This window comes from Brasilonema sennae CENA114 (assembly GCF_006968745.1).
Lineage (GTDB): Bacteria > Cyanobacteriota > Cyanobacteriia > Cyanobacteriales > Nostocaceae > Brasilonema > Brasilonema sennae.
This window is the reverse complement of sequence record NZ_CP030118.1, coordinates 7,052,165-7,075,061: the sequence shown is the minus strand read 5'-3', so window position 1 is coordinate 7,075,061 and position 22,897 is coordinate 7,052,165. Positions and strand designations below refer to the sequence as shown.

Here is a 22,897-nt window from a genome sequence, read left to right as displayed (position 1 = left end):
TTTAGATTGAAAAATTCCAGATATAACTTTTAGATAAAATGGTACGGAGGTAGGGCGAGTCCTAACTGTAATTCCCAACGAGAACACGCTTTTTGCCAAGCTAGAAATTGTTCTGCAAGTAAAGGTTCGTCTTGGCGACTGACTAAAAGATAAATCCGCGCATCTTCACCTTCCGGTTGAACAACAATTGCCGACTTATATATCTGGGTTATAAGATGAACTGCCCGATCCCATTCCGCAGTTTGAGCTATTTGAAAGTCTTGCTGTGTTTGATAACGTTGTTTCTTGGCTAAAAAATACTGTCTTCCTCCTGCTTCAGGTGTTATGTTTGGTTCATCTAAAGTCCGGGGAATAAATTTCAACATATATTCGGCTTTACCATTTAGTTGGCGTAGCTTTTCTAGATATTCCTCCGCGTGGGATTCTAGATGAGTTAGTAAGCTTTCTTTTGAGGCAAAGGAAGTACCGAACCGCAAGGGTAAAATTGTAGTTTGGCGAAATAGTTCACAAACCACTCGATCATGGGACAAAACTGCTTGGATTAATCGTTCGTCATCGTTCTGTAATGATTCACTAGACACCTCTGGTTCCACCAAAGCTGAAACGCCAGCATGACTGATAAGAAGTACCATGTCGCCAATGCCGACAGGTAACTCCAAAACGGTGGCTGGTGTCAAGAGAAAAGCGTAAGTGTAAAAGTTAGACAGTTCCACGCTTAGTTGTAAAAGTAAAAATTTTTAACTAATTGGCACTTCAACTTGTTTCCAGGTTGCTCCAGTTATCTTGCCGTGATTGGCGTTTTTGGTTTTGTCAGAGACTGTATCACCACTTCCTTCATTCAAAGCCCAGTAGCCCACTAATCCGGGTTCGTCACCCACGAGATGACGCGACATATCGGCTTGGATTTCCGCTTGAGAACGAGTTCGATTCCAAATACGGAATTCAACCATTTGACCTTTAAACAAATGCCGCCCCCCTCCCACTGCCCCTCGACTTAAGTAAAGCGGTGAATTGTTCTGAGTTGTTCCTATAGTTGTGTCATTTGTGGTTGCCACTTCGACACCATCCACATACAAGTACAGTTGGGAACTTTGTTTCACAAACGCAACATGATGAAACTGTTGATCGTTAATCGGTTGCAAACAGGAGACTGCTGGATTCTTTTTGTGATCATCATAGCGAGATGCATAGACGCGACCATTCTTACTGCTGTATCGGATGGCGTATGGAAACGGGGTTCCTACCCATTTTTCAAGGACATTGATATCGAATGTTTTTTTGCTCTTAGTTTCCTCCATAAGGTCTGGCTTTAGCCAAACTTCGATCGCAAAATCTTGCGTTTGAGGAAAGTCTAAAGTAGGAGAATATGGGATTTCTACATAATCATCTTGCCCGTCAAACATCAATACTGGCTGTAAGGATTTCTCTAGCTCTTTGCTTAATGGTTTTATCTCAGAGGATTCAGGAGGAGTTGTAGCAAGAGGCTTGGCAGGTACTTCTGGTTGCTTTACCTGAGCAACTGGAGTCGGGATGGGTGAAGTGATAGTTACTTCTGGTTGCTTTGTCTGAGCAACTGGAGTCGGGATGGGTGGAGTGATAGTTACTTCTGGTTGCTTTGTCTGAGCAACTGGAGTCGGGATGGGTGAAGTGATAGGTACTTCTGGTTGCTTTACCTGAGCAACTGGAGTCGGGATGGGTGAAGTGGGTTCCACAGTTTGTTCCACAGTTTGGTCGCCCAGTACTCCCTCAATAGCAAGAGTCTGAATTTCAACCGGGGAAAGCGCTTCCGCCCAAATCCGCACTTTAGTAATACTCCCGTAAAAGAAACACGAACTTGCTCCGGCTTCGGTTGCTCCTGCGCCCACATGCAATGGATGGCGATTGTTTGGTTGAAACGGAATTCCTGTGTATTGCCCCACAGCTAGACCATTAATATAGAAAGCCATTGTTTTGGATACTGAGTCATAGGTTCCTGTTAGATGAGTCCAGATCCCTCGTTGAGCTTTCGAGCCTGTAAGAATAACCCAAGGAATTCCTATCTGACCGCTACCGAGCCAAAACTGCCACTGTTGTGCGGCGTTCACACAGAAGACATACCCTCGACGCCCAAGGGTTGCAGAACCACTGACGGAAGTCAAAATAGCTCGATAGCCTCTACTGCGTTGAAACAGAACCCACATCTCGACTGTAAAGCTAGTAGGGTTAATATCTGTAGCGTAGGGGATGTCAATTTGATCGCTACTACCATTGAAGTAGGGAGTTGCCGAGGTAGGATAACCAAGGTCAACATCTTTTGGTTGTCCGGCAACAGTTTCTTGCAGTTTCATTGATCGCTCACTCCCCTTCAACGGCTTTCTATAGCAATCCTACTTTTCTTGGCGCTTTTAGGGTCTTGGCGGTTAAAAATTTTCATAAATTAGATAGGACTGCTATATTAAAGGTTTTACTAAGAAATTTTACCCAGCTTTAGTAATAGTATTTGCGAACGCCGTTTTTTAATTATAGTTGATTTATACGTTAATTTTTAAAGTATACATGAAAAGCATTCCCCCGCGCCGCACAATTCAGCCTAAAATCAGCACAATACCTCGTAATAAAAGTGAAGCTGCTGAACAATTAGATTTATATAAAATGGTAACGAAACGGCAGCGTATCCAGCAAGAATTGGAGTTTATGGAACAGCGTATTCAGCTATTGAGACAACAACTGGGGCTTCTCGATCACCAAATAGAGAATACAGAAAAAACTATTCAGAACTTGCGTCAATCAACTCCTAGTTCTTCTCAAAGTGCAACTCCTAATACTTGTTCTCCTCAAAATACAACGACTCCTAATAAGAGTGTTAAGTCGAGTCCTTTCCAAACTTTTTATCTTGAATATTAATTTCTGACTGCTGGCTTTTGTACAAACGCCTCCTAAGGCGTTTGTACAAATCATCCAGATTCTTCTTCTGCTTCTTCCATGGCTTGAATTTTCAGCAAAAGTTCTTCTTCTTGAATTTCAAAGTCCTCTTCTGAAATCTCACCGATATCAAAGGCTAACTGCAAAGCTAATAACTGTTTTTGCAAATTTTGTTCATCATCTAATTCAGCATTAGCACGCTCTAGAAGTTGCTCTCCTAGCCAGATGATTCCACCAAGTGGTCCTGAAATAGGAAAAGTTAAGAGTTCCAGAAACATAATATTAGGTTTCCTTAAGAAAGCTGGGCAAAGGTATAAGGAGCCGTAAAATTGTTGTAGCGAATTCGTAGGCTATCGCCAAATTCCTGGTCGATTGCTTCTACTTTTTCGCTAAAGTTAGATTCACTTTCCCAGGGAATCAAATAAGCCGCATTGTAAATCATCTCTTCCGTCATTGTATCGTTTTCCACAAATTCCTCTGCCAGATCGTTCAATTCAAAACGGAAAACATCAATAACTGCTTGCTTACGAAGTTGCAAACCATTTTCAATCAGCTTACCAATTTCGATGATTTCCGATCTACTTAAAGCTTTACCTTCCATCGCATCGCGCTTTTTTTTCAAGCTAACATTTGACTCTAGTAACCCCTGAATCTCCGACTGGCTATTCCAAAATACCTTGACGCTTACTTCTCTGCGTCCTTCCAATTTTTGAAATAACTCTTGGAGTTTTTCCTTATGGGGACGAGTCAATTGCTCGGTGACTGTTTCCCAGGTTTTCACTACCAATCCAAAGCGAAGAGGTAGTAGAGTGCGAAACCCCTCACTCATCGCCTCTTCCAAAACTTTTTCATGGCACAATAAATTGCGTCGGGAAGTAAGATATTTTTCTTTTTTCGCTTCTGAGTATAAAAAGTTGAACCCGTCAACACTATAGCTCTGAACTGGTTGTTGATCTAGTCCTTCGAGAACTACTTTTTCCGAAATAGGTGCGGGTAAAATGCCGTAAAGATAAAGACCATTATTCATAATTTTTTTGAAATAAAAGAACTTTTATATCGGTTTTGATGTCAAAATCAGCCGCAGCTTCGCGTGAATCAAATTCAGGTTACCCAAACCCAAATCAACATCGCCATGCACCACAATTCCAATATTTAAAAGTCTGTCTAGCAGTTCCAAGATAGAAGGACTGTTGCTAGTTTCTCCCGGATAGTAAGTTCCAGGTGGTGGTAAAAGGGTGCCGAATTCTCCCAGATTCACATTCAAATCTGCTGGATCTATTTCAAAAATCTCGCATAACTGCAACACTTGTTCTTCTAGCTTTTGCAGACTTTCTGCTGCTCTATCTAACTCTGTTTCGCTGAGAATGTGTTGTTCCATGCGGCGAATGACTTGCGCTTCCATGAGTTGGCGAAGCAATTCCACCACTGTTAACAGTAAAGAAGCCAACCCCGCCTTACTGTTCAATTTGTTACTGGTACTTACTATTTCCGGATTTTCAGAGGATGTCCCAAGTAATGCCATAATGTCAATTTTTTATGTTTCATCTGTAGGGTTAGTGTTGTTTTCAGTAGAGGGATTTTTCGACATAGAATAAGGATTTTTTGACTGCTCACTTGCACCGAATTCTATTTGACTGGTAGCTAAAGCTTTGAGCGATCGCATTTCTGCTTCTATACTTTGCAACCGTTCCTGAAGTTGGCGATTTTCTTCAATTAAAGTTTGAGACTTGCTGGTGAGATAGGGGTCATTTTCCCACCAATTTATTCCCATCTCTCGCGCTTTATCAACTGAGGAAATCAACAAACGAATTCTGATATGCAAAAGTTCGGTGGAGGCGACAGAAACAGAGATATCACCTGCAATCACAATTCCCTTATCCAAAACTCGTTCGAGAATATCCGCCAAAGTTGAGCCTTGGGTAGATGTTGCAATCGTTCGATTAGCGTTGGATTGAGAACTTTTCGGCAGAATCGGCGTAGAAGTCACGATTGTTTCGACTCTTTATCTATAGTATTTGATGCTTTCCCATGTTAGACGAGAATATAAAAAAAATTTTTTTTTTGAATCCTCTGAAATTTATCTGAATTTCTTTAGAAGGATGCCTTTTTAGAACCAGTATAGCTGCTTTCTCAACAGCACTATCTAGGAGGAAATGTGAGAATTTTTTCTTCTATCCTAAACACTTAATTTTGGAGTTTGGCGATCCCCCTTTATAACCCTGCGCTCCTTAGCAATTGCCTAGCCTCTTGATAATAAATCGGCTCTCGTGTTTTTAGTGTTTAGGATTTTTAAATTTATATTAAATTTTATATTAAGTTTTTAATAAAATTTAATATAAAGAAAAATAAAATCTCAACAAAAAAGTAAAACCATCTTTCCTTCTGCCTACCCTTAACGAAAAATATTTATTTCCACGCATTTGCTAGGGTTTGGCAGCAATAAGTCAGAAAATTTTCTTTCTTAAGTTTCAAAAAAAAATCTATGACATGCATACATCTGGATTTAAAAATTTCTATTTTGGGATTAAGATAAAATGGCTACTCAAAAAATCTGTGGCTAATAAGTTGTTACAGAAATTCTATATATATCGAGACAAGTAATTATGGCAGTTGAAAAAGTAAACTCATCTTCCAGTCTGGCTGAAGTCATTGATCGCATTCTCGATAAGGGTGTCGTCATCGATGTGTGGGTACGGGTATCCCTTGTGGGAATCGAACTGTTAGCAGTGGAAGCAAGGATTGTGCTAGCATCAGTAGAAACCTATTTGAAGTATGCAGAAGCTGTTGGCTTAACAGCTCAAGCCGCTGTACCAGCCATCTGAGTTGTTGTAGCGTACCTTTTTGTTTTTGGTAGGTATAGCGCCAAAGGAGCCTAGATAGTGTCTCTTAGAGAACAATGGAACGCTGCCCGAGTGCAACGCCAACAAGAAGTCCGCGAACGTCAACAGGATGTGCTGGAGTATCGTCAGCAGATTCAAGCAGAGATGGCAGCACTGCATCAATATCAGCGGACAATGTTGAGTAACTTCCGCAGCACTTTGCAAGCCGATGTGGCTGCTTTCCTAGAGGAGACGCGATTACATCAGCAGGAAGTCTGGTTCGAGCAGCAACAGCAACGAGCAGCCTACGTAGCAGCACTACAAAATTATGTATGGGGGACAACGCCCATTCCTGAGAATGGCAGTTATGCAACAGGTGTTTCACCTTCGCAACCTTCCACTGCTACCCCAACAAATATGATCCCAGGGAGTTAGTTGTGACCACAGTTCTGCAAGCAAACTCCCATAATTTTGTCGATACACCAACAATCAATCGTCTGACTCAGCGTGCGTTGCGCTATCTTCACGCTGGCTTCTCTGTCCACCTGCGCGGTCCGGCTGGAACCGGCAAAACAACATTGGCAATACATTTGGCGAATCTTTTGGAGCGTCCGATTTTGCTGATGTTTGGAGATGATGAGCACAAGTCCTCCGATCTGATTGGTAATCAACGGGGCTATAACCGCAAGAAAGTTGTTGATAATTTTATTCACACCGTTGTCAAGCTGGAAGATGAATTCCGCCAGACCTGGGTCGATGCTCGCCTGACCACTGCCTGCCGTGAGGGCTTCACCTTGGTCTACGATGAGTTCAATCGCTCCCGTCCTGAGGTGAATAATGTGCTGCTCTCCGTATTGGAGGAAAAGCTACTGGTGCTACCAAGCGCTGCCCAGCAACAGGAATATATTCGTGCCCATCCCCAGTTCCGAGTCATCTTTACCTCGAATCCAGAGGAGTATTGCGGAGTTCATGAAACTCAGGATGCACTGATGGATCGCTTGGTAACGATCGATATTCCAGAGCCAGACCAACTGACTCAGGAGGAGATTGTTGTCCAAAAATCAGGATTGACACGAGCGGATGCCTCAGTTATTGTCTCTCTTGTCAAGAAGTTTCGGGAGCGCACACAGCAAAAAGAAAAGTCCTCCGGTTTGCGAGCGTGTCTGATCGTAGCTAAAGTCTGTCACAGCAATAATGTTCCTGTTGTGCCAACCAGCACTGACTTTCAAGATGTCTGTGTAGATGTCTTGCTGTCGCGTTCCAAACTGTCCCAGAGTGAAGCAAGCTTGATTCTTGGGGAACTGTTTCAGGAAATTCCGTCAGCAAAAAAACTTTCTGCTAAACGGAGGTGAAACAATGATCCTTATTCGTACCATGCGGCAAATTCGTACTGGTGGAATGATTCCTAGTTTCCGTGCCTGCCAAACATTGAGCCGTTTGGACTTGTCGAAGAGCGATCGCGCCCGTTGCATTGGTGCATCAGCAAAAATGCTGGCAAGTGAAGCTCGCAGACAGTGGCTCCTTAGACAATGGCAAAGAGATTCCTAATAAAAATTAGTATTTGAGAATCTTCCAGTGGACTAACGGTAGTCTCGGCTAGCTACGATAGCGCAGCTTGGCGAAGCCATAGTTACGCCTGTAGACTGTTGGATATGTCTCCTTTGGATGAAGCACCGAAGTAGACAAGTAGTTGTATTGTACAGCTATAAATAAGTTCTATGTAGCAGGTTTCTACTCATGGCAAATCTTAATAATATCCCAGTAGACAGGCTTGACAGCGAACATTATCGTCAAATGCTTGTCCGAGATGGCGAACGTCGCTTTAGCGAATGGCACGGCGAGTTTCTCAGGCATCAACGCGAGTTTCTCAAAGATCAGCATAATCGAATTCGCGAGCTTGAGAACCTACGCAAGAGCATCTACGTAGATCACAAACGTCGTTCTCAGGAATCGCGCAATGAATTTTTGCGCTACTACTACAAATTCCTTGCTGAAATGCGTCGCTACTAGAAGCTCATCTGAGTGTGATCGCACTCAGATGAGCTTCTAAATCCGTTTGGCGAACTATTAGGAATTCGCTCGGATAACTATGAATGAGAAAATTTTACGCCTATTTAGTCGTCAATCCCCTGTGAGCGTACTTGGTCCGGGGCAAAGAGCCGTAATTTGGGTACAAGGTTGTAGGTTCGCTTGTAAAAATTGTATAGTGCCTGAATCTTGGGATGAGTCAGCGGGAGAGCTGGTGAGCGTGACAGAAATGGCAGCTTGGGTACTAGCTCAACGTGGAATTGAGGGGATGACCTTCTCTGGAGGAGAGCCGATGCTGCAAGCAAAGGCACTGGCTAATCTAGTAGACTTAGTTCGAGCGAAGGCAGATCTGGGAGTAGTATGCTATACAGGCTATCGTCTAGAGCAGCTACAGCAGCAAGGTACACAAGAACAGCAAGATTTGTTGCAGCGAATCGATCTGTTGATAGATGGTGTTTACATCGAACAACAGCACACAGATTTACTTTGGCGTGGATCGGGTAATCAGCGATTGTTACCGATGACAGAGCGTTATCAAGCTCTAATTTTCGCCAAATTAGCGCAGCCAGAGCGCTCGGTAGGTTTACAGTTTTTCATGGAAACAACCGGAGAAATCCAGTTTGTGGGGATTCCCAAGGAACCAGGTTTTCGTCAAGAATTTGAGTCTCGGATGCTTAGTCGAGGCATCATTATGAATCCGGTAAAGGAGTAAAAGTTATACACTGTACAAATCAACCATAATGTGCATTAGCGAGCGGCACGTTCACATATGCTTAGAGTAGCACCAAGCAGATGCTGACAATCGACAAGTTAAGGGTTGGAGTTGCAGGAATTTCCATTGGCACCCTGCGACGTGGCAATCCTCCCATTGACCGTATGGCACAGCAAGCTGCGCTCTCCCAAACAACAATGCAGGAAACGCCTCAAAATGACTCTTTTCCAACAGCTCCTGCCTTTAATGGAGTCAGTGACAAATTGGATATGCCCTATGCTCCCGAGCTAAACCCTACCAGTTTCACAGTAGAAATGTGGGCTATGGTTGGTGGCGGCACAGGCTACCAGACTATTGTCACCTCGGTAGGAGGATCTCCCCTGGAAGGACGCAAGGGCTACCTTTTTTGCGTCACGCCTTCACGACAATGGCAATTTTGGTTGGGTAATGGGGAGCCACGCGCATTTTGGCGAGTACTAACTGGACCAAAGGTAATACCCAGTGTGTGGACACATCTGGCAGGAGCTTATAACCAACACTCTCGGATAATGACGTTCTATGTCAATGGGCAGGAAGTAGGACGACAGATTGACGTGCAATACCAGCCTAATGACCGCAATCCCATGCGCGTCGGCGCAGGCGCTACAGAGCAGTTGGGGGCAAGTCCTTGCTTTTTCTGCGGCAAGATTGCTGAGGTTCATATTTGGGACAGAGTCTTGAGTCCCATTGAGATTGAAGCACTTTCAGCCCAGCAGTCAATCGAAATTCAAGCAGAACCCATTACCGAAATCGACTCTCCTGAGTCTGCTTCTGTGGAGCAAGATATCCACGGCACTGCCACACAACCATTGCTAAATAAGGATACTCCCACCCCAGATTCATCAAAACAGGGTACTGGTACTGTGCCGAGCGTTACCCCTACTCCCTCAAAGCCAAATATTGAAAAACCTATTACTCCGCCAGTTGTCGAACAACCTCTCGCTTTGAAGCAACCCAGCACAGTTACTTCTATGTCTGACCCCCCATCTGTTCTCTGGCAAATTGGTAGACCTGGTCAAGCCGGAATACCAGTCCCGACAGGTGCCTGGACACAAGTATATAATTATACTATTAGCGCAGACCCTGACCCCCTTAATCGTCCGATCATTCCCTCTTGCCTGGTTCCTCCTAGTGCCAGCAAAATTCCCAACTCAACCAGCCAGCTTAACATTCACTTTGTCCTGGCAGAGGATTATACTGAAGGATATTTAGTCCTTTGTTATGATCGCTACGGTTCTGGGGAAGACAATATATTTCTAGACGGGCAACTCATTGCTAGGACACCTGGTGCAGACAAAGTCCAGCTCAAGCAAACTCAAATTCCACTAGGAGTCGTTTTCAAAGGACTTCACACCCTCTCGATTACAGTATCAAACAGTGCTGATAGCGCACACGTCATCGACTACCTGCAACTCCAAACCTTTAAACCTATGCTTTCCAACCTCACGTCCCAACTTTTGCCCTCAGGTAATCAGCCCCGTTCTAGAGGCAATCAACCAGCTTCCCAAAACGCACAACAAGCTCAAGGCGGTCAAGGTGGTGGGCTGCTAGGCGGATTGCTATCTCCAGTCACAGGTATCGTCGGTCAAGTGGCAGGTGGTGCTGGTAACCCTGCTGAATTGGTTGGTGGGTTAGTCGGTCAAGTGGCAGGTGCTGCCGGAAACCCAGCCGAATTGGTTGGTGGGTTAGTCGGTCAAGTGGCAGGTGCTGCCGGAAACCCTGCTGAATTGGTCGGTGGATTAGCCGGTCAAGTGGCAGGTGCTGCGGGTAACGCTACCGGACTGGTTGGTGGATTAGCCGGTCAAGTGGCAGGTGCTGCGGGTAACGCTGCCGGACTGGTTGGTGGATTAGCCGGTCAAGTGGCAGGTGCTGCGGGTAACGCTGCCGGACTGGTTGGTGGATTAGCCGGTCAGGTGGCAGGTGCTGCGGGTAACCCAGCCGAATTGGTTGGTGGGTTAGCCGGTCAAGTGGCAGGATTGGCGGGCGGATTACCAGGGCAATCTGCCGCAAGTTCAGGAAACCATCCTGCTGGAGCAACTGCCCTATCCGTCGAAGTCGTTGCCCAACTAGCTGGATTAGTCAATCAGTTGAGTGTGTTAATCGCTCAGCTCGGTCAGATGCTCAATCAACTTGGAATAGCCAATCAATCTGCCGCAGTGGGGATGTTACAACCTCAACAGCTTGCTCAATTATCACCTCAACAGCTTGCTCAATTATCACCTCAACAGCTTGCACAAGTATATGCAGCAGCACAGCAAGTCCCTGGAGTGGCACCTCAAGTTGCATCCCCAATGGCAGCTCTATCACCTCAACAGCTTGCCCAACTCCATGAAGCAGCACGGCAAATTCTGGGAATTGTACCTCAAGTTCCGTCCCCAATTGCTGGTCTATCACCTCAACAGCTTGCACAAGTATATGCAGCAGCACAGCAAGCCTCAGGAATAACTGGTCTATCACCTCAACAGCTTGCACAAGTATATGCAGCAGCAGCACAGCAAGCTCCGGGAATAGCATCTCAACTTCCACCCGGAATGGCAGCCCTTCCACCGGAACTGCTGGCTCAATTATATAGACTACAGGGATAGGCTAGTAGCAGCGAACAGTGAGTAGGTTATTGCGAGAATTTGAACAATTATTAATACTGGCAAAAACTCTGGAGAAAAAGGCTCAACGGCAAGTGTTGATCGCAAATGCCACCAATTTTCCCAAATCTGAAGAACCGTCGGTCAAAGCTATGGGTCGTCCTAAATCTGCTGGGCAGAAACCTCAATCGCAAGCTGATAATCACACTCTTCAGCCAAAGTCTACTATACAATCACTGGAAGCAGTTGGGGGTTTAAGTGAAGTACTTGCAGAACTGCGGGATTTGGTGGCTCTACCGCTCAAGCGCCCGGATTTGCTAGACAAACTAGGATTAGAGCCGACGCGGGGAGTGTTGTTAATCGGTCCACCAGGGACAGGTAAAACCCTAACTGCTCGCGCCCTGGCAGGAGAATTGGGTGTGAATTACATCGCAATTGCAGGTCCTGAGGTCGTGGGTAAGTACTATGGTGAAGCAGAGGCGCGTCTGCGGCAGATTTTCCAGAAAGCTATGGGGTCAGCGCCTTGCCTGATTTTTATTGACGAGATTGACAGCCTTGCACCTGATCGCGCAAGCGTGGAAGGTGAAGTCGAGAAGCGCGTCGTTGCTCAACTCCTGAGTCTTATGGATGGCTTTGCTCAACTCAATGGGGTGATGGTTTTAGCAGCAACTAACTGTCCCGGTCGCGTAGATCCTGCCCTGCGTCGCCCAGGTCGGTTTGACCGCGAAGTGTATTTCCGTGTCCCCGATCGCAATGGTCGGTTGGAAATTCTCAAGATTCACACTCGCTCGATGCCAATGGATGTCTCTGTCGATTTGGAGGCGATCGCAGATTTGGCAATTGGATTTGTTGGTGCTGATTTGCGAGGACTCTGTCAGAAGGCAGCGTATAATGCCTTGCACCGCTCTACTCTTTCTCTGGACTCACCAATACCTACCGATTTGGGCATCAATCAGCAAGATTTTTTACAAGCATTAAAGGATGTCAAGCCCTCGGTCTTGCGTCCAGTGGCGATTGAAACACCCAGCGTTACTTGGGATCAAATTGGTGGGCTAGAAACTATTAAATCCATCTTACAGGAATCTGTAGAAGGTGCATTGCTTTATCCCGAACTCTACCGCCTGATGAGAGCCATATCTCCACGTGGTATTCTACTTTGGGGGCCGCCGGGAACTGGCAAAACTCTGCTGGCAAAAGCTGTAGCTGCTCAAGCAAGGGCAAATTTTATTGCTGTCAATGGGGCAGAACTACTCAGTCGTTGGGTAGGTGCATCAGAGCAAGCTGTGCGGGATTTGTTTACTAGAGCAAGGCAAGCAGCGCCCTGTGTCATCTTTATTGATGAAATTGATACCTTTGTTCCTGTTAGAGGGGGTTATGACAGTGACTCTGGTGTGAGCGCTCGTGTCGTTGGTCAGCTTCTTACGGAGATTGATGGTATCCAATCGTGTGACAACGTTCTGATTATTGCTGCAACCAATCGACCAGATATGCTTGACCCTGCTCTGTTAAGAGCTGGTCGCTTGGATTTGCAACTAAAAGTGGATCTGCCGGATCTCACAAGTCGGCTGGAAATTTTGCAGGTTCACAACCGCGATCGCCCCTTGGCAGAAGATGTAAACTTGGCAGCTTGGGCTGTGCGTACAGAAGGTTGGAACGGTGCGGAACTTGCACTCCTTAGCAATCAGGCTACTCTGCAAGCTATTCGACGTTATCGTGTCCAAGGATTCACCAACCCAACTGTTGCAAGCATTATCGCTGCAGATTTTGAAACTGCCTATCAATCTCTGCTAGAACGGCGGTATAGCCCTGAAAACGATGTAGCTATGCTGAAGAAGCAACAGCAATGAAAACTTTAATAATTATGTAGTCCATTGACAAAAAAACAGTTTTATGAGTGGAAGCCCCAAATTTTCCGAAGCTGAAATTGCGGAGTGGAAGCAAAAAATCCTGGAAGCTGAGCGACAGCGTCGTTCAGAAGCAGAAGCTAGACGACGGCAGGAAGCCGAGGAGCAGGAGCGACAACGACAATTGGAAATGTCTCGTTACCAAACCCATGTCCGGGTAAATGTGCTGCTGTCAGATTTACACTGGCAATGGGCAAATTTTTATGTTCAAGAAGCAGTGGCATTGGAATATCGTTGTCAGAATCAGTTGGAGGCGATCGCCTCCGCAGAGTCACCAGAAAAACTGCTGGCTATCTCAGAAGAACTGGTGAGAATTGAACTGGCAATGCAAGAAGCTAGCAAGCGCAAGCGGTGGGATGAGGCAGAAAAGAAACGACGGGCAGACATCGAGCGACAACAGTTTGAACTAGAGGAACTGCAACGGCGAGTGGCGCAAATTCCAGAGGCAGAAGCCTTGAAGTTCGATGCAGCGGGTCGGCAACTCTTGCAATCCGTCCTCCAAAATGTGCAAGAAGCGATCGCCGTGGGGAACCCGGTAGCAGTGCGCCGACCTCTAGCAGAAGCAACGGCATTAGTGCAAAAGCACGTCCGTCAAATTGTCCAAGGGCAAGCAGACAGCCGACAGCTACAGGCACAGGCAAATCAGCAACTGGCAGAACTGCAGGTCATTTTGGCTGGCTTGAAGGCTGACCCCGTAGTGATGCGCTGGCAAAGGCAAGCAGTGACAGAATTAGAAAACCAGACGAATGCAGCGAAACTTGCAATCGCAGACGGTCAGTTCAAACAGGTTATCTTCAGCTTAAGCGAAAGCCAGCAACGCTCTCAAATCATTATTGACACTGCCAACACGGCTCAAATACAGGCAGAGCAACGGGATTATATTGCTGATAGCATTGCTCAGACATTGCAGGAAATGGGTTTCAGCATTACCTTTCATCAACCAGAGCATCCAGAGCATCCAGCCAGTGCTATGATTTTGGGAGCCACCACTCAGGCAGGAAAAGGAATTAGTGTCAGCGTCCCTATAGCGGGACAGGTGTTTTATGACGTAGACGGTTATGTTAAGCACAGCGTTGCGACCGTTGATGGCAATACCGCTGCCATTTGTGACGAAGCTGAACAGGTGCTTACCCAAATGCACACCGCCTTAGAGGATAATTTTGGCGTCAGAATGGGCGAAGTGCTATGGCAGGGTAAAGATACCAATCGTGTCCTCCGTCAAGCCGATCAGTTGCCAAGCAGTCAGCAAACGCGTAGTCGTAGTGTATAACAAGTGGTGAAAGGTGTGCATTGAGGATATAGCCTCAAGACGACGACTGCCATTGAAAACGGTAGCAATTTATAATTTTTTGTAACATAGGAGGAAAAGACTTTATATTATTATGTCTCTCAGAGAAGAATGGTACGCCGCAAGAGTGCAACGTCAACAGGAAGTTCGTGAACGTCAACAGCAGGTTGCTGCTTTTCTACAGGACACGCGATTGCAACAGCAGCAAGTTTGGCTCGAACAGCAACAGCAGCGAACAGCTTATGTAGCAGCTTTGCAAGATTATGTTTGGGGAACAACGCCCACTCCTGAAACTGGCTCAGCCCATAGCAGTTAGCCTCAACTCATTTGATACGTAGACCTGATCAGTAATTAAACACGAACCACAGACCAATGAACCCGAATCAGTTCTGGCGAATGTTTGAAGACGAGTGGTTTACTCCTAAATATCGCCTGAAAAAACTCTTAGGCGCGGGATCGTTTGGTGCTGTATTTCTTGCAGACGATGTCGTTGCTGATCGCGTCATGAGAGAAGTTGCGATTAAAATTTTTTCCGATGAAAGCGGACTGCAAGAGCGTCAAATTGCGGAGTTGCAAACTGCGATTTCTCTCAAACATCCTAACTTACTAGAGGGTTTCAGTCCCGAGCAGGGTTGGCTTAAAGGAATTGAATGTCTGGGTTTAGTCATGGAACTGGCTCAAGACTCATTGGGGCGGCGATTGCAACGGGGCAGTTTACCCCTAGCAGAAGTCAAAACGATGGTGAAAAATTTGGCGAGTGCTTTGGATTATTTGCACGGTCGGAGCATTGTGCATCGAGACCTCAAACCCGCTAATATCATGCAAGTGGGTGGGCTATGGAAGCTGACAGATTTTGGGATTTCCCGGCTCTTGGAAAACCGCAATGGCAGTGAAACCCTTCCCAGTCATCAAGTGGGAACGATCGCTTATGCACCTCCAGAATCATATACTGGCAAGATTAGTCTGACCTGGGACTTGTGGTCATTAGGGATGGTCATCGCCGAGACGCTGACAGGCAAACATCCTTTTGCAGGTAATACCATCGAACAGATGATGCAACGGGTGAGAATTGAAGACTTTAACTTTGCTTCAGAACTACCTGCTCCTTTTACTGTAATTGTCCAGGGTTGCTTGGTCAAAGACTACACAAAGCGCTGGACGGCTGCTCAAGTTCTCGCTGCTCTCGACCCCACTTCAGATTTAGGCAGAGTAACGGTGCTATTGCCTCTTTCGCCCAGCTTTCGCAAAGTCCTGCCTGCAGGAGCAGAAGCGCAAGGATATGTCTCAATTCCAAACTCCGGGATTCGGATTGAAGTTGAAGACCAGCCTAATATTAGGTTAACAGAAGATATCAGTGCAGATAAGCAGGGCAAACACAAGAGTCAACCGATGCTCCCGAAGGGAGCCGCGCAAGGCGCTATCGCCCTGCCAAACCGACGAGTCAACTACCAAGAACGTCTTCCTGGTGGCGCAATCTTGGATATGATTGCCATTCCTGCAGGAAGTTTTTTAATGGGAAGTGCCACAGAAGATATTGAGCAGGTTTTACGGCTGGAAAGTTGGTTTAAACGCTCTGACATTGAAAAGTGGTTGCGCCCGGAAATGCCCCAGCATCGGGTTAGTGTACCTGCATTTTGTATGAGTAAGACACCGATTACTCAAGAGCAATGGCAAGCTGTATGTACGAACAATCCTTCCCAATTTAGCAGTCCGTTGCGTCCGGTGGAAAATGTTTCTTGGTGGGATGCACTGGAATTTTGCGATCGCCTCTCTCAACTCACAGGCAAACCCTATTGCCTGCCCACCGAAGCAGAATGGGAATATGCTTGTCGCGCCGGAACCCAAACCCTCTACAGTTTCAGTAACCGTAAACAGCTGCTCCCAAGCTATGCCTGGTACACCTGGAACGCCCGGAACAAAACTCAACAGGTAGGACAAAAAAAGCCAAATGCCTGGGGGCTTTTCGATCTGCATGGCTTAGTCTGGGAGTGGTGTGAAGATACCTGGCATGAGAGTTACAGTGGCGCACCTATGGATGGTAGTGCTTGGAGCGAAGCAGGGCATCCGACAAAGCATGTAGTACGGGGTGGCTCTTGGTACAGCTTAGCAGACGATTGTCGCTGTGCCCACCGTTTTTGCTTTGATGCCAATTTCCGATACTCTAGCATCGGTTTTCGTGTGGTGACATCCTGATTTAAAAAAGTAAATGTGACTGTTATTAATTTGCCTTATATCATTTTTTTAAATTATACTTTTGATTCCAGTTTACCTAATTGATGACACACCCTAATCTAAACTCCAGTTGAGAGACTTAACGGCAAAACTCAGCATCTGCATGGGTGTAGCCGTTGGCTGTTTTTAGGCACTGGTACTGTTAGCCATGCGGGAGGGCAGAAAACCAGGGTAGTATTCCTCGCGGCGTTGATTGCGTTGTGAGATTTGTTTCTCCACCACTTCTAGACGGTCTTGTAAGCTTTTTAGAACATTAATCGCTCGTGGATCTTGAAAACTATTTACCCCAAAATCTGTAAATGCCTTGATATCGACCTTGTTGCTAATTGATGCTATCACATTGACCTGAGCAAAAGTTTGCTCTATGCCAGAGAGAAAATGAGTTAGGCTTGATTCGTCCTGCATCGTCCCTTTAACCGTGGGAATGGGCTGGTAAATAGCTCCGGGCATATTAGGAATAAAAGACATATATTGATATTGAATCCAAGCAATGGCTGAGTGTTGTGGACCGGCGGTGAAAATAATTTGTGTCAGCAGGTTAATTAACTGGTCGCGGTTAGTCAGGCGGGGTGGTAAGGAAACGATACCAAAGCCTCCATCACTAACGGATTTCCGTAAAACTTGTAGCCAATTTTGTAGCTCGAAATCTTCAATGACATCTTGGTTTGATCTGTAGTAAATCCCAACATATTGACTGACATAGTCGAGTAAGGCATCCCACACCAGCAACCCGTCATCCCGATAAGGAAAATCTCGCAATACAGAACGCTCATCAACACCACGCTGACGTAAATTGTTCGGAAGAGCAAAGTTGCTGAAGTTGTTGAAAAATTCCGAGATCCCAAGAGTTGTAAGGTTGAGTGAGCTTTCAATAGTGCTTCCGAAAATGATATCCACATATCCCCCCGGATTAATCAGTACCTGATCGGCAAGAGCATTGATTGCCATTGTGAACTCAAAATGAGGCTTTAATAGCACATTCACCGGATGGCGAGCAGCTAGCTCGCGTACCGTAGCTAATGCGATTGGCTCTAGAGCAAGATGGGTTTGACCTAAATGACGTACCAATTCGTGGACATTAAAATCAGCCATCTGAGCGATCAGCTTTGCTAGAGTCCAGTCTACGCCATCCATAGGCGTACAAAGCAGACTTTCTTTAGGCACCTGTCCCAGTTGGATGGCAATAGGGATTAAGCGCGAATGACTACGACTGCGATCAGCATAATAAAGGGCGATTGGGGCAGTGAGAAACCGATTGGATTTTAGAGTTACGTGAGTAGAATCGAGTCGCGCATAATCAGTGACAAATAGACGACCTTCTTGGGTAGCACTGTTGAGGGTTTCGCTCTCGTCAGCCTTTCCCGTTTGAGATAAGAGAACAGTTTGAAAAATCTCATCGGTGATCCCAAGTTTTTCAAAGAGATTGTAATTGAGTGATAAAACATTGGTTAGTTCCATTGGATTGGGACCTGAAAGCCTTTGTTTTGCGAATGTATCGTTGCTTTTAAAGGTCTTGGCAATATCTGGTAGAGGCAGGACTTTAAAGACAGCTGCGTAATCTTCCAGCGTTACAAAGGGCTTGGGACTCTGTTGAAAAGCTTGTTGATTTGCGGCGATTTTCTGGCTCAAAATTTCTCGATTATTCTTATATGCCTGATCAAAAACTTCTTGGAGGGGTAAAGTCGCCACGCGGACAGCGTTCGGTAGCCGAAACGCCAGTTGATATTGAAGGCGTACTGCTGATAATTGCTCTTGACGCTCAAGTTGGATTGCCGAGTTGTTTTTTTGAGGTAAAGTTGGAATATCCTGATTGGCAGGCAGGTCGGGTGCTGTTGCGTAAGATTTATTGCCTAGGCACATTTCCAAAGCAGGGGCACAAGCTAGACCAATTAGCGCCAGCATCGTCCGGCGCGATAGAACGTATTGCTGGATTAATTGTTGGCGTCGTTGTTGTCGAGCTGGTGATCGCATTACGTGTTTTCCCTAGAATTGTATACGTTATATTATCACTGGAGTTTAGACTAAAAGCAGGCACTCGCCCTCCAATCCGTCTCTTCGTTTTGAAGAAGGCAGGAGGCAGAGGGCAGAGGGCAGAAGGAACAAATGTATTGGTATTGGGACCCCAACCAATTGTGAGCAACGCTCTTATCCTCTGTCGGGATACCCTCCTACAGTACTGGCTCCCGTGTAGACGGTGGGGTTTTAGACCCTTGTTCCCTAGCCCCTAAGAGGGGCCGGAGCTAACGGTCACGGGCAGAGGTCAGGAGCCAGTATTCCCTTCTGCCTCCTGCCTCCTGCCCTCTGCCTTTCTTGATAAATCTGGAGATAATGGTGGTAAAGATTTGACTTTTGCACCGACTGATTCAATCGCAACTCGCACACGCTCTGCGTGATGAACCCTAAGGTTATCCATGACAACTATTGCTCCTGACCACAACTGAGGTGCTAAGACCTGGGTTACATGAGCTACCTAGCGTTGAGAGCCTTCTTTCGCTTCCCACGCTGCAATCACGCGAGAACGCAAATCTTCTGAGTAAACTACTGGCATCTAATTCAACAATCACTCTATGCATAGTTTCTCACATTTTGTGGTTCAATTACCTGAAAATTGCTGTAAGTTTGCTGTTACGATATAGTCTAAAAAAGCTTATTTTTATGCTTTTGACGTACTTTAAAAAATATATTTGCGTATTACTTTGTTGCTTTTAATATTTTGTTGATAATGCTCAAACTTAATTATTATTTGCCATGTTCCCAATCTCAGCCCGTTGGATTCAAGAGTTTGAAAAGCACCTGTATCGCCGTCAACACCAGATTCTATATAGCAACATTCACGATCAATTTCTCTGGCAGGGTAGTTATCAAGGGATGGGAGAATTCCTCAATGCTTATTTCCTCAACATGGGATTTGACCTGATTGTTCGTTACGATCCAGTAGACGGTCTGACCTTTCCCCAGTCAGAGATGCGGCAATTGTTTGATGATCTAGCACGAGTGCGATTGGCACAAAGCAACAAAGAACGGCTAGGACAGTCCTCCACTCCAATAGCACCTGCAGCAGATCCTATGCTGCCCCCATCCCGTGCTAATCCAGCATCAGTGGTGCAACGCCTGACCAGCACTTACCTGTCGCCAGATGCTGCTTTTGCTCATCTGCGGGCAGTGATTTCTCAGCCGAAAACCTCAGTGGTAGCGATTGTCGATCTGGGGGATATGCTAACTGCTGACCCAGAACGCTATCTGGTGGATGAACGTCATTTACTGATGTTGCTGAAAAAATGCACCCTGGAAGGGGAGGTGATTCGTGAGGGACATCTCACCGGCTATCGCAACACCCTCATCCTGTTGGCAAGCGATCTGCGGCGAGTACCTGCCTGGTTTTACACTAACAATCCCTTTGTAGCCTTAGTGCAGGTGACTCGTCCCAACAAAGACGAAAGACTTCAGTTTATCCTGCGCTTTGGGCAACAGGGATTTTATGGGGGAGACCAGATAAATGTCCAACGTTCCAATCAAGAGCAACTGTGCGATCTTGAACGAGCTGCCGAGGAATTTGCTGCCTTAACTGAAGGCTTTGGGACAATGGATCTAGAAGCTATCCGGCACACCTCTTGGCGAGAACGCATTCCCCTGAGTCCCAAAACAGTGTTGCGCTTAGTAGACTTCTACAAATTTGGGCAACGGGATGAACCCTTTGAGAAGATCAGTGCAGATAAAATTGCTTATGCTAAGGAGGAAATATCTCAATCTGTCATTGGTCAACCTCGCGCAGTAGAAGCCGTAACCACTCTCCTGACGAGCGCCAAAGTAGGCATTAGTCTGAGTAATGTTAGCGGTCGTAACAGCAAACCAAAAGGAATTTTCTTTTTCGTTGGTCCCACTGGTGTTGGTAAAACAGAGTTAGCTAAATCACTCACACGCCTGATCTTTGGAGATGAACAAGCGTTTGCCCGCTTTGATATGAGTGAGTATAAAGAAGAACACGCGGCCGAAAAGTTAGCGGGTGCTCCACCTGGTTTTGTGGGTTATGAACAAGGAGGAATACTGACTAACCGCGTCTTAGAGCGTCCTTACAGCATTCTGCTGTTTGATGAAATTGAAAAAGCTCATCCCAAAGTTATGGATAAGTTTCTCCAAATCTTGGAGGACGGTCGCCTTACCGATGGTAAAGGGCAGACAGCCTATTTTAATCAGACTGTTATTATTTTTACTAGTAACCTTGGCGCTTCTGACTTAACCGATCCCCAAACGGGCGCTATCATCCGTAACGGCATTATGACCGAGGTGCATCGGCAAGGTGTCGGTTCATTCACTTATCCTCAGGTCGATGCTCATTTTCGCTCAGAAGTCCACTGGCACTTCACCAGTCGTATTGGTCGTGCTGAACTACTGAACCGTCTGGGTGACAGTATTGTAGTATTTGACTTGCTTCGTCCGGAGTTTGTTTGGAAAATTGGTGAGAAGTTTCTTCGGCAGTTGGCCGAATCTGCTTGGGACAAATATCGGCTGCTGCTGCTATTTCATACTTCTGTGCTGGAAGTTCTAAGTGTTAGTATGCAGAATACTGATAATTTACTGTTTGGCGGTCGGCGGATTAAAACCTTACTAGAAACTTTGGTTGAACGCCCTCTTAACCGCTGGATTTTTGAGAACTATCCTGATTTCAAGACCCTGGCAGAAAAGCAGTTCATTATTAGTCTGGAAAACAACGGTGTACTATTGGTAACAGAAAGCTTGTCTAGATAAGCCATGTTCAATTTGCAACTTGCTTGGGATCGCCCTGCTAAAATCAGTTCACAACTCTCGGAGCATATTTTACGAGTTCGGATCGTAGCTGAGGAAAATCGCACCCAAACCTTACCTTTGCAATTGGCAGTTGCTATGGATACCAGCGCTTCGATGCAGGGTGAAAAATGGGAAAGGGCGAAAGCAGCCTGTCAGCAATTAGTCGCGCAGTTACGGTCAGGCGATCGCCTGTCCCTGGCAGGATTTGCGGACTGGGTCACTCCTGTTGAGCATAATTTTCATAATAATCAACTTGACAACCTCCAAGCTGTTTTGGATACCCTGGTTCCTGAAGGAGTTACCCGAACTGACCTGGCTCTTTCCTGGATTCGGTCTGCCTTAGTGCGATCGGGCGGAGCAAGGGTAGGAATTCTGATTACAGATGGGCATCCAACTACTGATCAAGGAGAGATTTTAGAGGATCTCTACCCACTGATTGAGCAAGCACAGACGATGGCAGTGGATGGCATTACACTTTCTACGGTAGGCTTGGGAGATGCTGCACACTTCAATACAGCATTTTTGGTTAGCCTTAGCGATCGCGGGCGAGGTACGTTTATGTATGCTGATAACCCTACACTGCTTGCAACCCAATTACAAGAACGTTTACAGGCAGTACAAATGGTTGCAGTTGAAAATGTTATCCTCAAACTAGACCTAGCGTCTGGAGTCACGCTCAAAAGCTGTTGCCAGTTTCGTCCTCATTACCTCCCTTTGGGGGAAACTGCTTCCCCAGGAATTATCATCCACAACCTGCGAGCAGATACCTCAACAGATGTGCTGTTGGCATTGGAGGTGTCTGCCTTGAACGCAACTCAACTAAGCGGTACTTACACAATTGCACAAATTCAGTTGCAGACATTAGATTTTGGAACCGTTACGACTCAAGCTGCCTTGCAATTTACTCCCTCTTATCGAGAGGCACAACAAATTAATCTGGAAGTAGATCGCGATCGCCTTTGTTGGGACATCAATCGCTTCACCACAGAACTGGCAGATGTGGACGATCCTCTACAAACTGTGGAACTACTAAGCCACATCCAAGCGGCTGCTCTCAAATCTGGGCAGATAACCATTGCGGCAGAGGTAACACAGCAACTGGATAATCTTTATAAAACAGGCAAACTTAGCGCCCATCAAGCAACAGGCTTGCTCAGAGCATCTCGTGAATTGGGAGATTTGTGATGACTGGTGGCTTTGGTTACGATCCAATCCCTGGGTTAGCTCAACTTAACCCTGAGACAACCTATTTGTTTATCTTCAACGGTCCCAAAGCCAACGAGTCCTTTTCTCTGAATCGGTTGCGATCGCTGATTGGGCGTAGTCATCTCCCTCACATTACTGTTGACATTGATCTGAGTACCTATGAGTTAACCATTCCTGGGACAATTTCGCGTTACCATGCTGTCATCCAGTGGGCTAACAATAAACTTCAGATTATCGACCTTCACAGCCGCAATGGTACGTTTGTCAATGGACAGCAACTTATTCCCCAGTCTGCCAATCAGCCCTCAGTCCCCGTTGTGCTCACAGTGGGTAGTCAAATCCGACTTGGCAATCTAGAGTTGGCAATTATTGTTACTCAATAGGAGTAGTGTTAATACGGT

22 protein-coding genes and 1 pseudogene are annotated in these 22,897 nt (G+C 46.0%); 15 read left to right on the top strand and 8 right to left on the bottom strand.

Annotation, left to right across the window (positions count from 1 at the left end):
* Window positions 1–29: 29 nt before the first annotated feature.
* On the bottom strand, window positions 30–713 hold the full coding sequence (locus tag DP114_RS29440) for a GvpL/GvpF family gas vesicle protein (RefSeq protein WP_169262985.1): 684 nt from the start codon (window positions 711–713) through the stop codon (window positions 30–32).
* 24 nt (window positions 714–737) lie between these two features.
* Window positions 738–2,327, bottom strand: a complete 1,590-nt coding sequence (locus tag DP114_RS29435) for a LamG domain-containing protein (RefSeq protein WP_172195331.1) — start codon at window positions 2,325–2,327, stop codon at window positions 738–740.
* 208 nt (window positions 2,328–2,535) lie between these two features.
* Between DP114_RS29435 and DP114_RS29430 the strand changes: the two genes are divergently transcribed.
* Window positions 2,536–2,883 carry a gas vesicle protein gene (locus DP114_RS29430; protein WP_169262983.1) on the top strand — a complete coding sequence of 116 codons (348 nt, stop codon included), beginning with the start codon at window positions 2,536–2,538 and terminating at the stop codon, window positions 2,881–2,883.
* A gap of 50 nt (window positions 2,884–2,933) precedes the next feature.
* On the opposite strand, the gene DP114_RS29425 is transcribed toward DP114_RS29430, so the two are convergent.
* The 4 genes from DP114_RS29425 to DP114_RS29410 are packed head-to-tail and all read right to left on the bottom strand — an operon-like array spanning window position 2,934 to window position 4,888.
* Window positions 2,934–3,179, bottom strand: a complete 246-nt coding sequence (locus tag DP114_RS29425) for a gas vesicle protein GvpG (protein WP_169262982.1) — start codon at window positions 3,177–3,179, stop codon at window positions 2,934–2,936.
* A gap of 14 nt (window positions 3,180–3,193) precedes the next feature.
* Complete coding sequence (gene gvpF, locus DP114_RS29420) at window positions 3,194–3,928, bottom strand: gas vesicle protein GvpF (RefSeq protein WP_169262981.1); 735 nt, start codon at window positions 3,926–3,928, stop codon at window positions 3,194–3,196.
* A 24-nt stretch (window positions 3,929–3,952) separates the two neighbouring features.
* Window positions 3,953–4,423 carry a gas vesicle protein K gene (locus tag DP114_RS29415; protein ID WP_171977802.1) on the bottom strand — a complete coding sequence of 157 codons (471 nt, stop codon included), beginning with the start codon at window positions 4,421–4,423 and terminating at the stop codon, window positions 3,953–3,955.
* A 12-nt stretch (window positions 4,424–4,435) separates the two neighbouring features.
* Window positions 4,436–4,888: a gas vesicle protein gene (locus DP114_RS29410; RefSeq protein ID WP_169262980.1), complete on the bottom strand. Its 453-nt coding sequence runs from the start codon at window positions 4,886–4,888 to the stop codon at window positions 4,436–4,438.
* Between the two features lie 616 nt (window positions 4,889–5,504).
* Between DP114_RS29410 and gvpA the strand changes: the two genes are divergently transcribed.
* The 11 genes from gvpA (at window position 5,505) to DP114_RS29355 (ending at window position 16,466) form a co-directional block, all read left to right on the top strand.
* Complete coding sequence (gvpA, locus tag DP114_RS29405) at window positions 5,505–5,723, top strand: gas vesicle structural protein GvpA (RefSeq protein WP_169262979.1); 219 nt, start codon at window positions 5,505–5,507, stop codon at window positions 5,721–5,723.
* 57 nt (window positions 5,724–5,780) lie between these two features.
* Window positions 5,781–6,155: a hypothetical protein gene (locus tag DP114_RS29400; protein WP_169262978.1), complete on the top strand. Its 375-nt coding sequence runs from the start codon at window positions 5,781–5,783 to the stop codon at window positions 6,153–6,155.
* Between the two features lie 2 nt (window positions 6,156–6,157).
* Window positions 6,158–7,072 carry a gas vesicle protein GvpN gene (gene gvpN / locus DP114_RS29395; RefSeq protein WP_169262977.1) on the top strand — a complete coding sequence of 305 codons (915 nt, stop codon included), beginning with the start codon at window positions 6,158–6,160 and terminating at the stop codon, window positions 7,070–7,072.
* Window positions 7,073–7,076: 4 nt separating this feature from the next.
* Complete coding sequence (locus tag DP114_RS29390; RefSeq protein WP_169262976.1) at window positions 7,077–7,268, top strand: hypothetical protein; 192 nt, start codon at window positions 7,077–7,079, stop codon at window positions 7,266–7,268.
* Between the two features lie 189 nt (window positions 7,269–7,457).
* The gene (locus DP114_RS29385; protein ID WP_169262933.1) at window positions 7,458–7,730 is read left to right on the top strand and encodes a hypothetical protein; all 273 of its coding nucleotides are present in this window, start codon (window positions 7,458–7,460) and stop codon (window positions 7,728–7,730) included.
* A gap of 79 nt (window positions 7,731–7,809) precedes the next feature.
* Entirely contained in the window at window positions 7,810–8,460 is a 651-nt protein-coding gene (locus DP114_RS29380; protein WP_169262975.1) for a 4Fe-4S single cluster domain-containing protein, read from the top strand.
* 80 nt (window positions 8,461–8,540) lie between these two features.
* The gene (locus DP114_RS29375; protein WP_172195329.1) at window positions 8,541–11,084 is read left to right on the top strand and encodes a LamG domain-containing protein; all 2,544 of its coding nucleotides are present in this window, start codon (window positions 8,541–8,543) and stop codon (window positions 11,082–11,084) included.
* A 17-nt stretch (window positions 11,085–11,101) separates the two neighbouring features.
* A complete protein-coding gene (locus DP114_RS29370) occupies window positions 11,102–12,928 on the top strand; it encodes an AAA family ATPase (RefSeq protein WP_169262973.1) in 1,827 nt (608 codons plus the stop codon).
* Window positions 12,929–12,971: 43 nt separating this feature from the next.
* Entirely contained in the window at window positions 12,972–14,255 is a 1,284-nt protein-coding gene (locus DP114_RS29365; protein ID WP_169262972.1) for a coiled-coil domain-containing protein, read from the top strand.
* A gap of 112 nt (window positions 14,256–14,367) precedes the next feature.
* Entirely contained in the window at window positions 14,368–14,589 is a 222-nt protein-coding gene (locus DP114_RS29360) for a hypothetical protein (RefSeq protein ID WP_169262971.1), read from the top strand.
* A 56-nt stretch (window positions 14,590–14,645) separates the two neighbouring features.
* Entirely contained in the window at window positions 14,646–16,466 is a 1,821-nt protein-coding gene (locus tag DP114_RS29355; RefSeq protein ID WP_171977800.1) for a bifunctional serine/threonine-protein kinase/formylglycine-generating enzyme family protein, read from the top strand.
* A 165-nt stretch (window positions 16,467–16,631) separates the two neighbouring features.
* Here the strand turns inward: DP114_RS29355 and DP114_RS29350 are convergent, their stop codons facing one another.
* Together DP114_RS29350 and DP114_RS29345 are read right to left on the bottom strand one after the other, a co-directional pair.
* Window positions 16,632–18,476: a lipoxygenase family protein gene (locus DP114_RS29350; RefSeq protein WP_169262969.1), complete on the bottom strand. Its 1,845-nt coding sequence runs from the start codon at window positions 18,474–18,476 to the stop codon at window positions 16,632–16,634.
* 289 nt (window positions 18,477–18,765) lie between these two features.
* Window positions 18,766–18,960 (bottom strand): annotated as a pseudogene (locus DP114_RS29345) (transposase); the annotation flags it as partial.
* A 293-nt stretch (window positions 18,961–19,253) separates the two neighbouring features.
* Here DP114_RS29345 and DP114_RS35980 point away from each other — a divergent pair.
* The 3 genes from DP114_RS35980 to DP114_RS29330 are packed head-to-tail and all read left to right on the top strand — an operon-like array spanning window position 19,254 to window position 22,879.
* Window positions 19,254–21,251 (top strand): AAA family ATPase, encoded by a 1,998-nt coding sequence (locus DP114_RS35980; RefSeq protein WP_169262967.1) that lies wholly within the window; start codon window positions 19,254–19,256, stop codon window positions 21,249–21,251.
* Window positions 21,252–21,254: 3 nt separating this feature from the next.
* Window positions 21,255–22,475, top strand: coding sequence for a vWA domain-containing protein (locus DP114_RS29335; protein WP_171977799.1), 1,221 nt, complete (start codon window positions 21,255–21,257; stop codon window positions 22,473–22,475).
* The gene (locus DP114_RS29330; RefSeq protein WP_169262965.1) at window positions 22,475–22,879 is read left to right on the top strand and encodes an FHA domain-containing protein; all 405 of its coding nucleotides are present in this window, start codon (window positions 22,475–22,477) and stop codon (window positions 22,877–22,879) included. The genes DP114_RS29335 and DP114_RS29330 overlap by 1 nt, the downstream gene beginning before the upstream one ends.
* The last annotated feature ends 18 nt before the right edge of the window (window positions 22,880–22,897 follow it).

Bases quoted from the DNA above. Each gene is read 5' to 3' on its own strand.
- DP114_RS29435 (WP_172195331.1), bottom strand. From the start codon at position 2,327: ATGAAACTGCAAGAAACTGTTGCCGGACAACCAAAAGATGTTGACCTT.
- DP114_RS29430 (WP_169262983.1), top strand. From the start codon at position 2,536: ATGAAAAGCATTCCCCCGCGCCGCACAATTCAGCCTAAAATCAGCACA.
- DP114_RS29425 (WP_169262982.1), bottom strand. From the start codon at position 3,179: ATGTTTCTGGAACTCTTAACTTTTCCTATTTCAGGACCACTTGGTGGA.
- gvpF (WP_169262981.1), bottom strand. From the start codon at position 3,928: ATGAATAATGGTCTTTATCTTTACGGCATTTTACCCGCACCTATTTCG.
- DP114_RS29415 (WP_171977802.1), bottom strand. From the start codon at position 4,423: ATGGCATTACTTGGGACATCCTCTGAAAATCCGGAAATAGTAAGTACC.
- gvpA (WP_169262979.1), top strand. From the start codon at position 5,505: ATGGCAGTTGAAAAAGTAAACTCATCTTCCAGTCTGGCTGAAGTCATT.
- DP114_RS29390 (WP_169262976.1), top strand. From the start codon at position 7,077: ATGATCCTTATTCGTACCATGCGGCAAATTCGTACTGGTGGAATGATT.
- DP114_RS29385 (WP_169262933.1), top strand. From the start codon at position 7,458: ATGGCAAATCTTAATAATATCCCAGTAGACAGGCTTGACAGCGAACAT.
- DP114_RS29380 (WP_169262975.1), top strand. From the start codon at position 7,810: ATGAATGAGAAAATTTTACGCCTATTTAGTCGTCAATCCCCTGTGAGC.
- DP114_RS29375 (WP_172195329.1), top strand. From the start codon at position 8,541: ATGCTGACAATCGACAAGTTAAGGGTTGGAGTTGCAGGAATTTCCATT.
- DP114_RS29365 (WP_169262972.1), top strand. From the start codon at position 12,972: ATGAGTGGAAGCCCCAAATTTTCCGAAGCTGAAATTGCGGAGTGGAAG.
- DP114_RS29360 (WP_169262971.1), top strand. From the start codon at position 14,368: ATGTCTCTCAGAGAAGAATGGTACGCCGCAAGAGTGCAACGTCAACAG.
- DP114_RS29355 (WP_171977800.1), top strand. From the start codon at position 14,646: ATGAACCCGAATCAGTTCTGGCGAATGTTTGAAGACGAGTGGTTTACT.
- DP114_RS29350 (WP_169262969.1), bottom strand. From the start codon at position 18,476: ATGCGATCACCAGCTCGACAACAACGACGCCAACAATTAATCCAGCAA.
- DP114_RS35980 (WP_169262967.1), top strand. From the start codon at position 19,254: ATGTTCCCAATCTCAGCCCGTTGGATTCAAGAGTTTGAAAAGCACCTG.
- DP114_RS29335 (WP_171977799.1), top strand. From the start codon at position 21,255: ATGTTCAATTTGCAACTTGCTTGGGATCGCCCTGCTAAAATCAGTTCA.
- DP114_RS29330 (WP_169262965.1), top strand. From the start codon at position 22,475: ATGACTGGTGGCTTTGGTTACGATCCAATCCCTGGGTTAGCTCAACTT.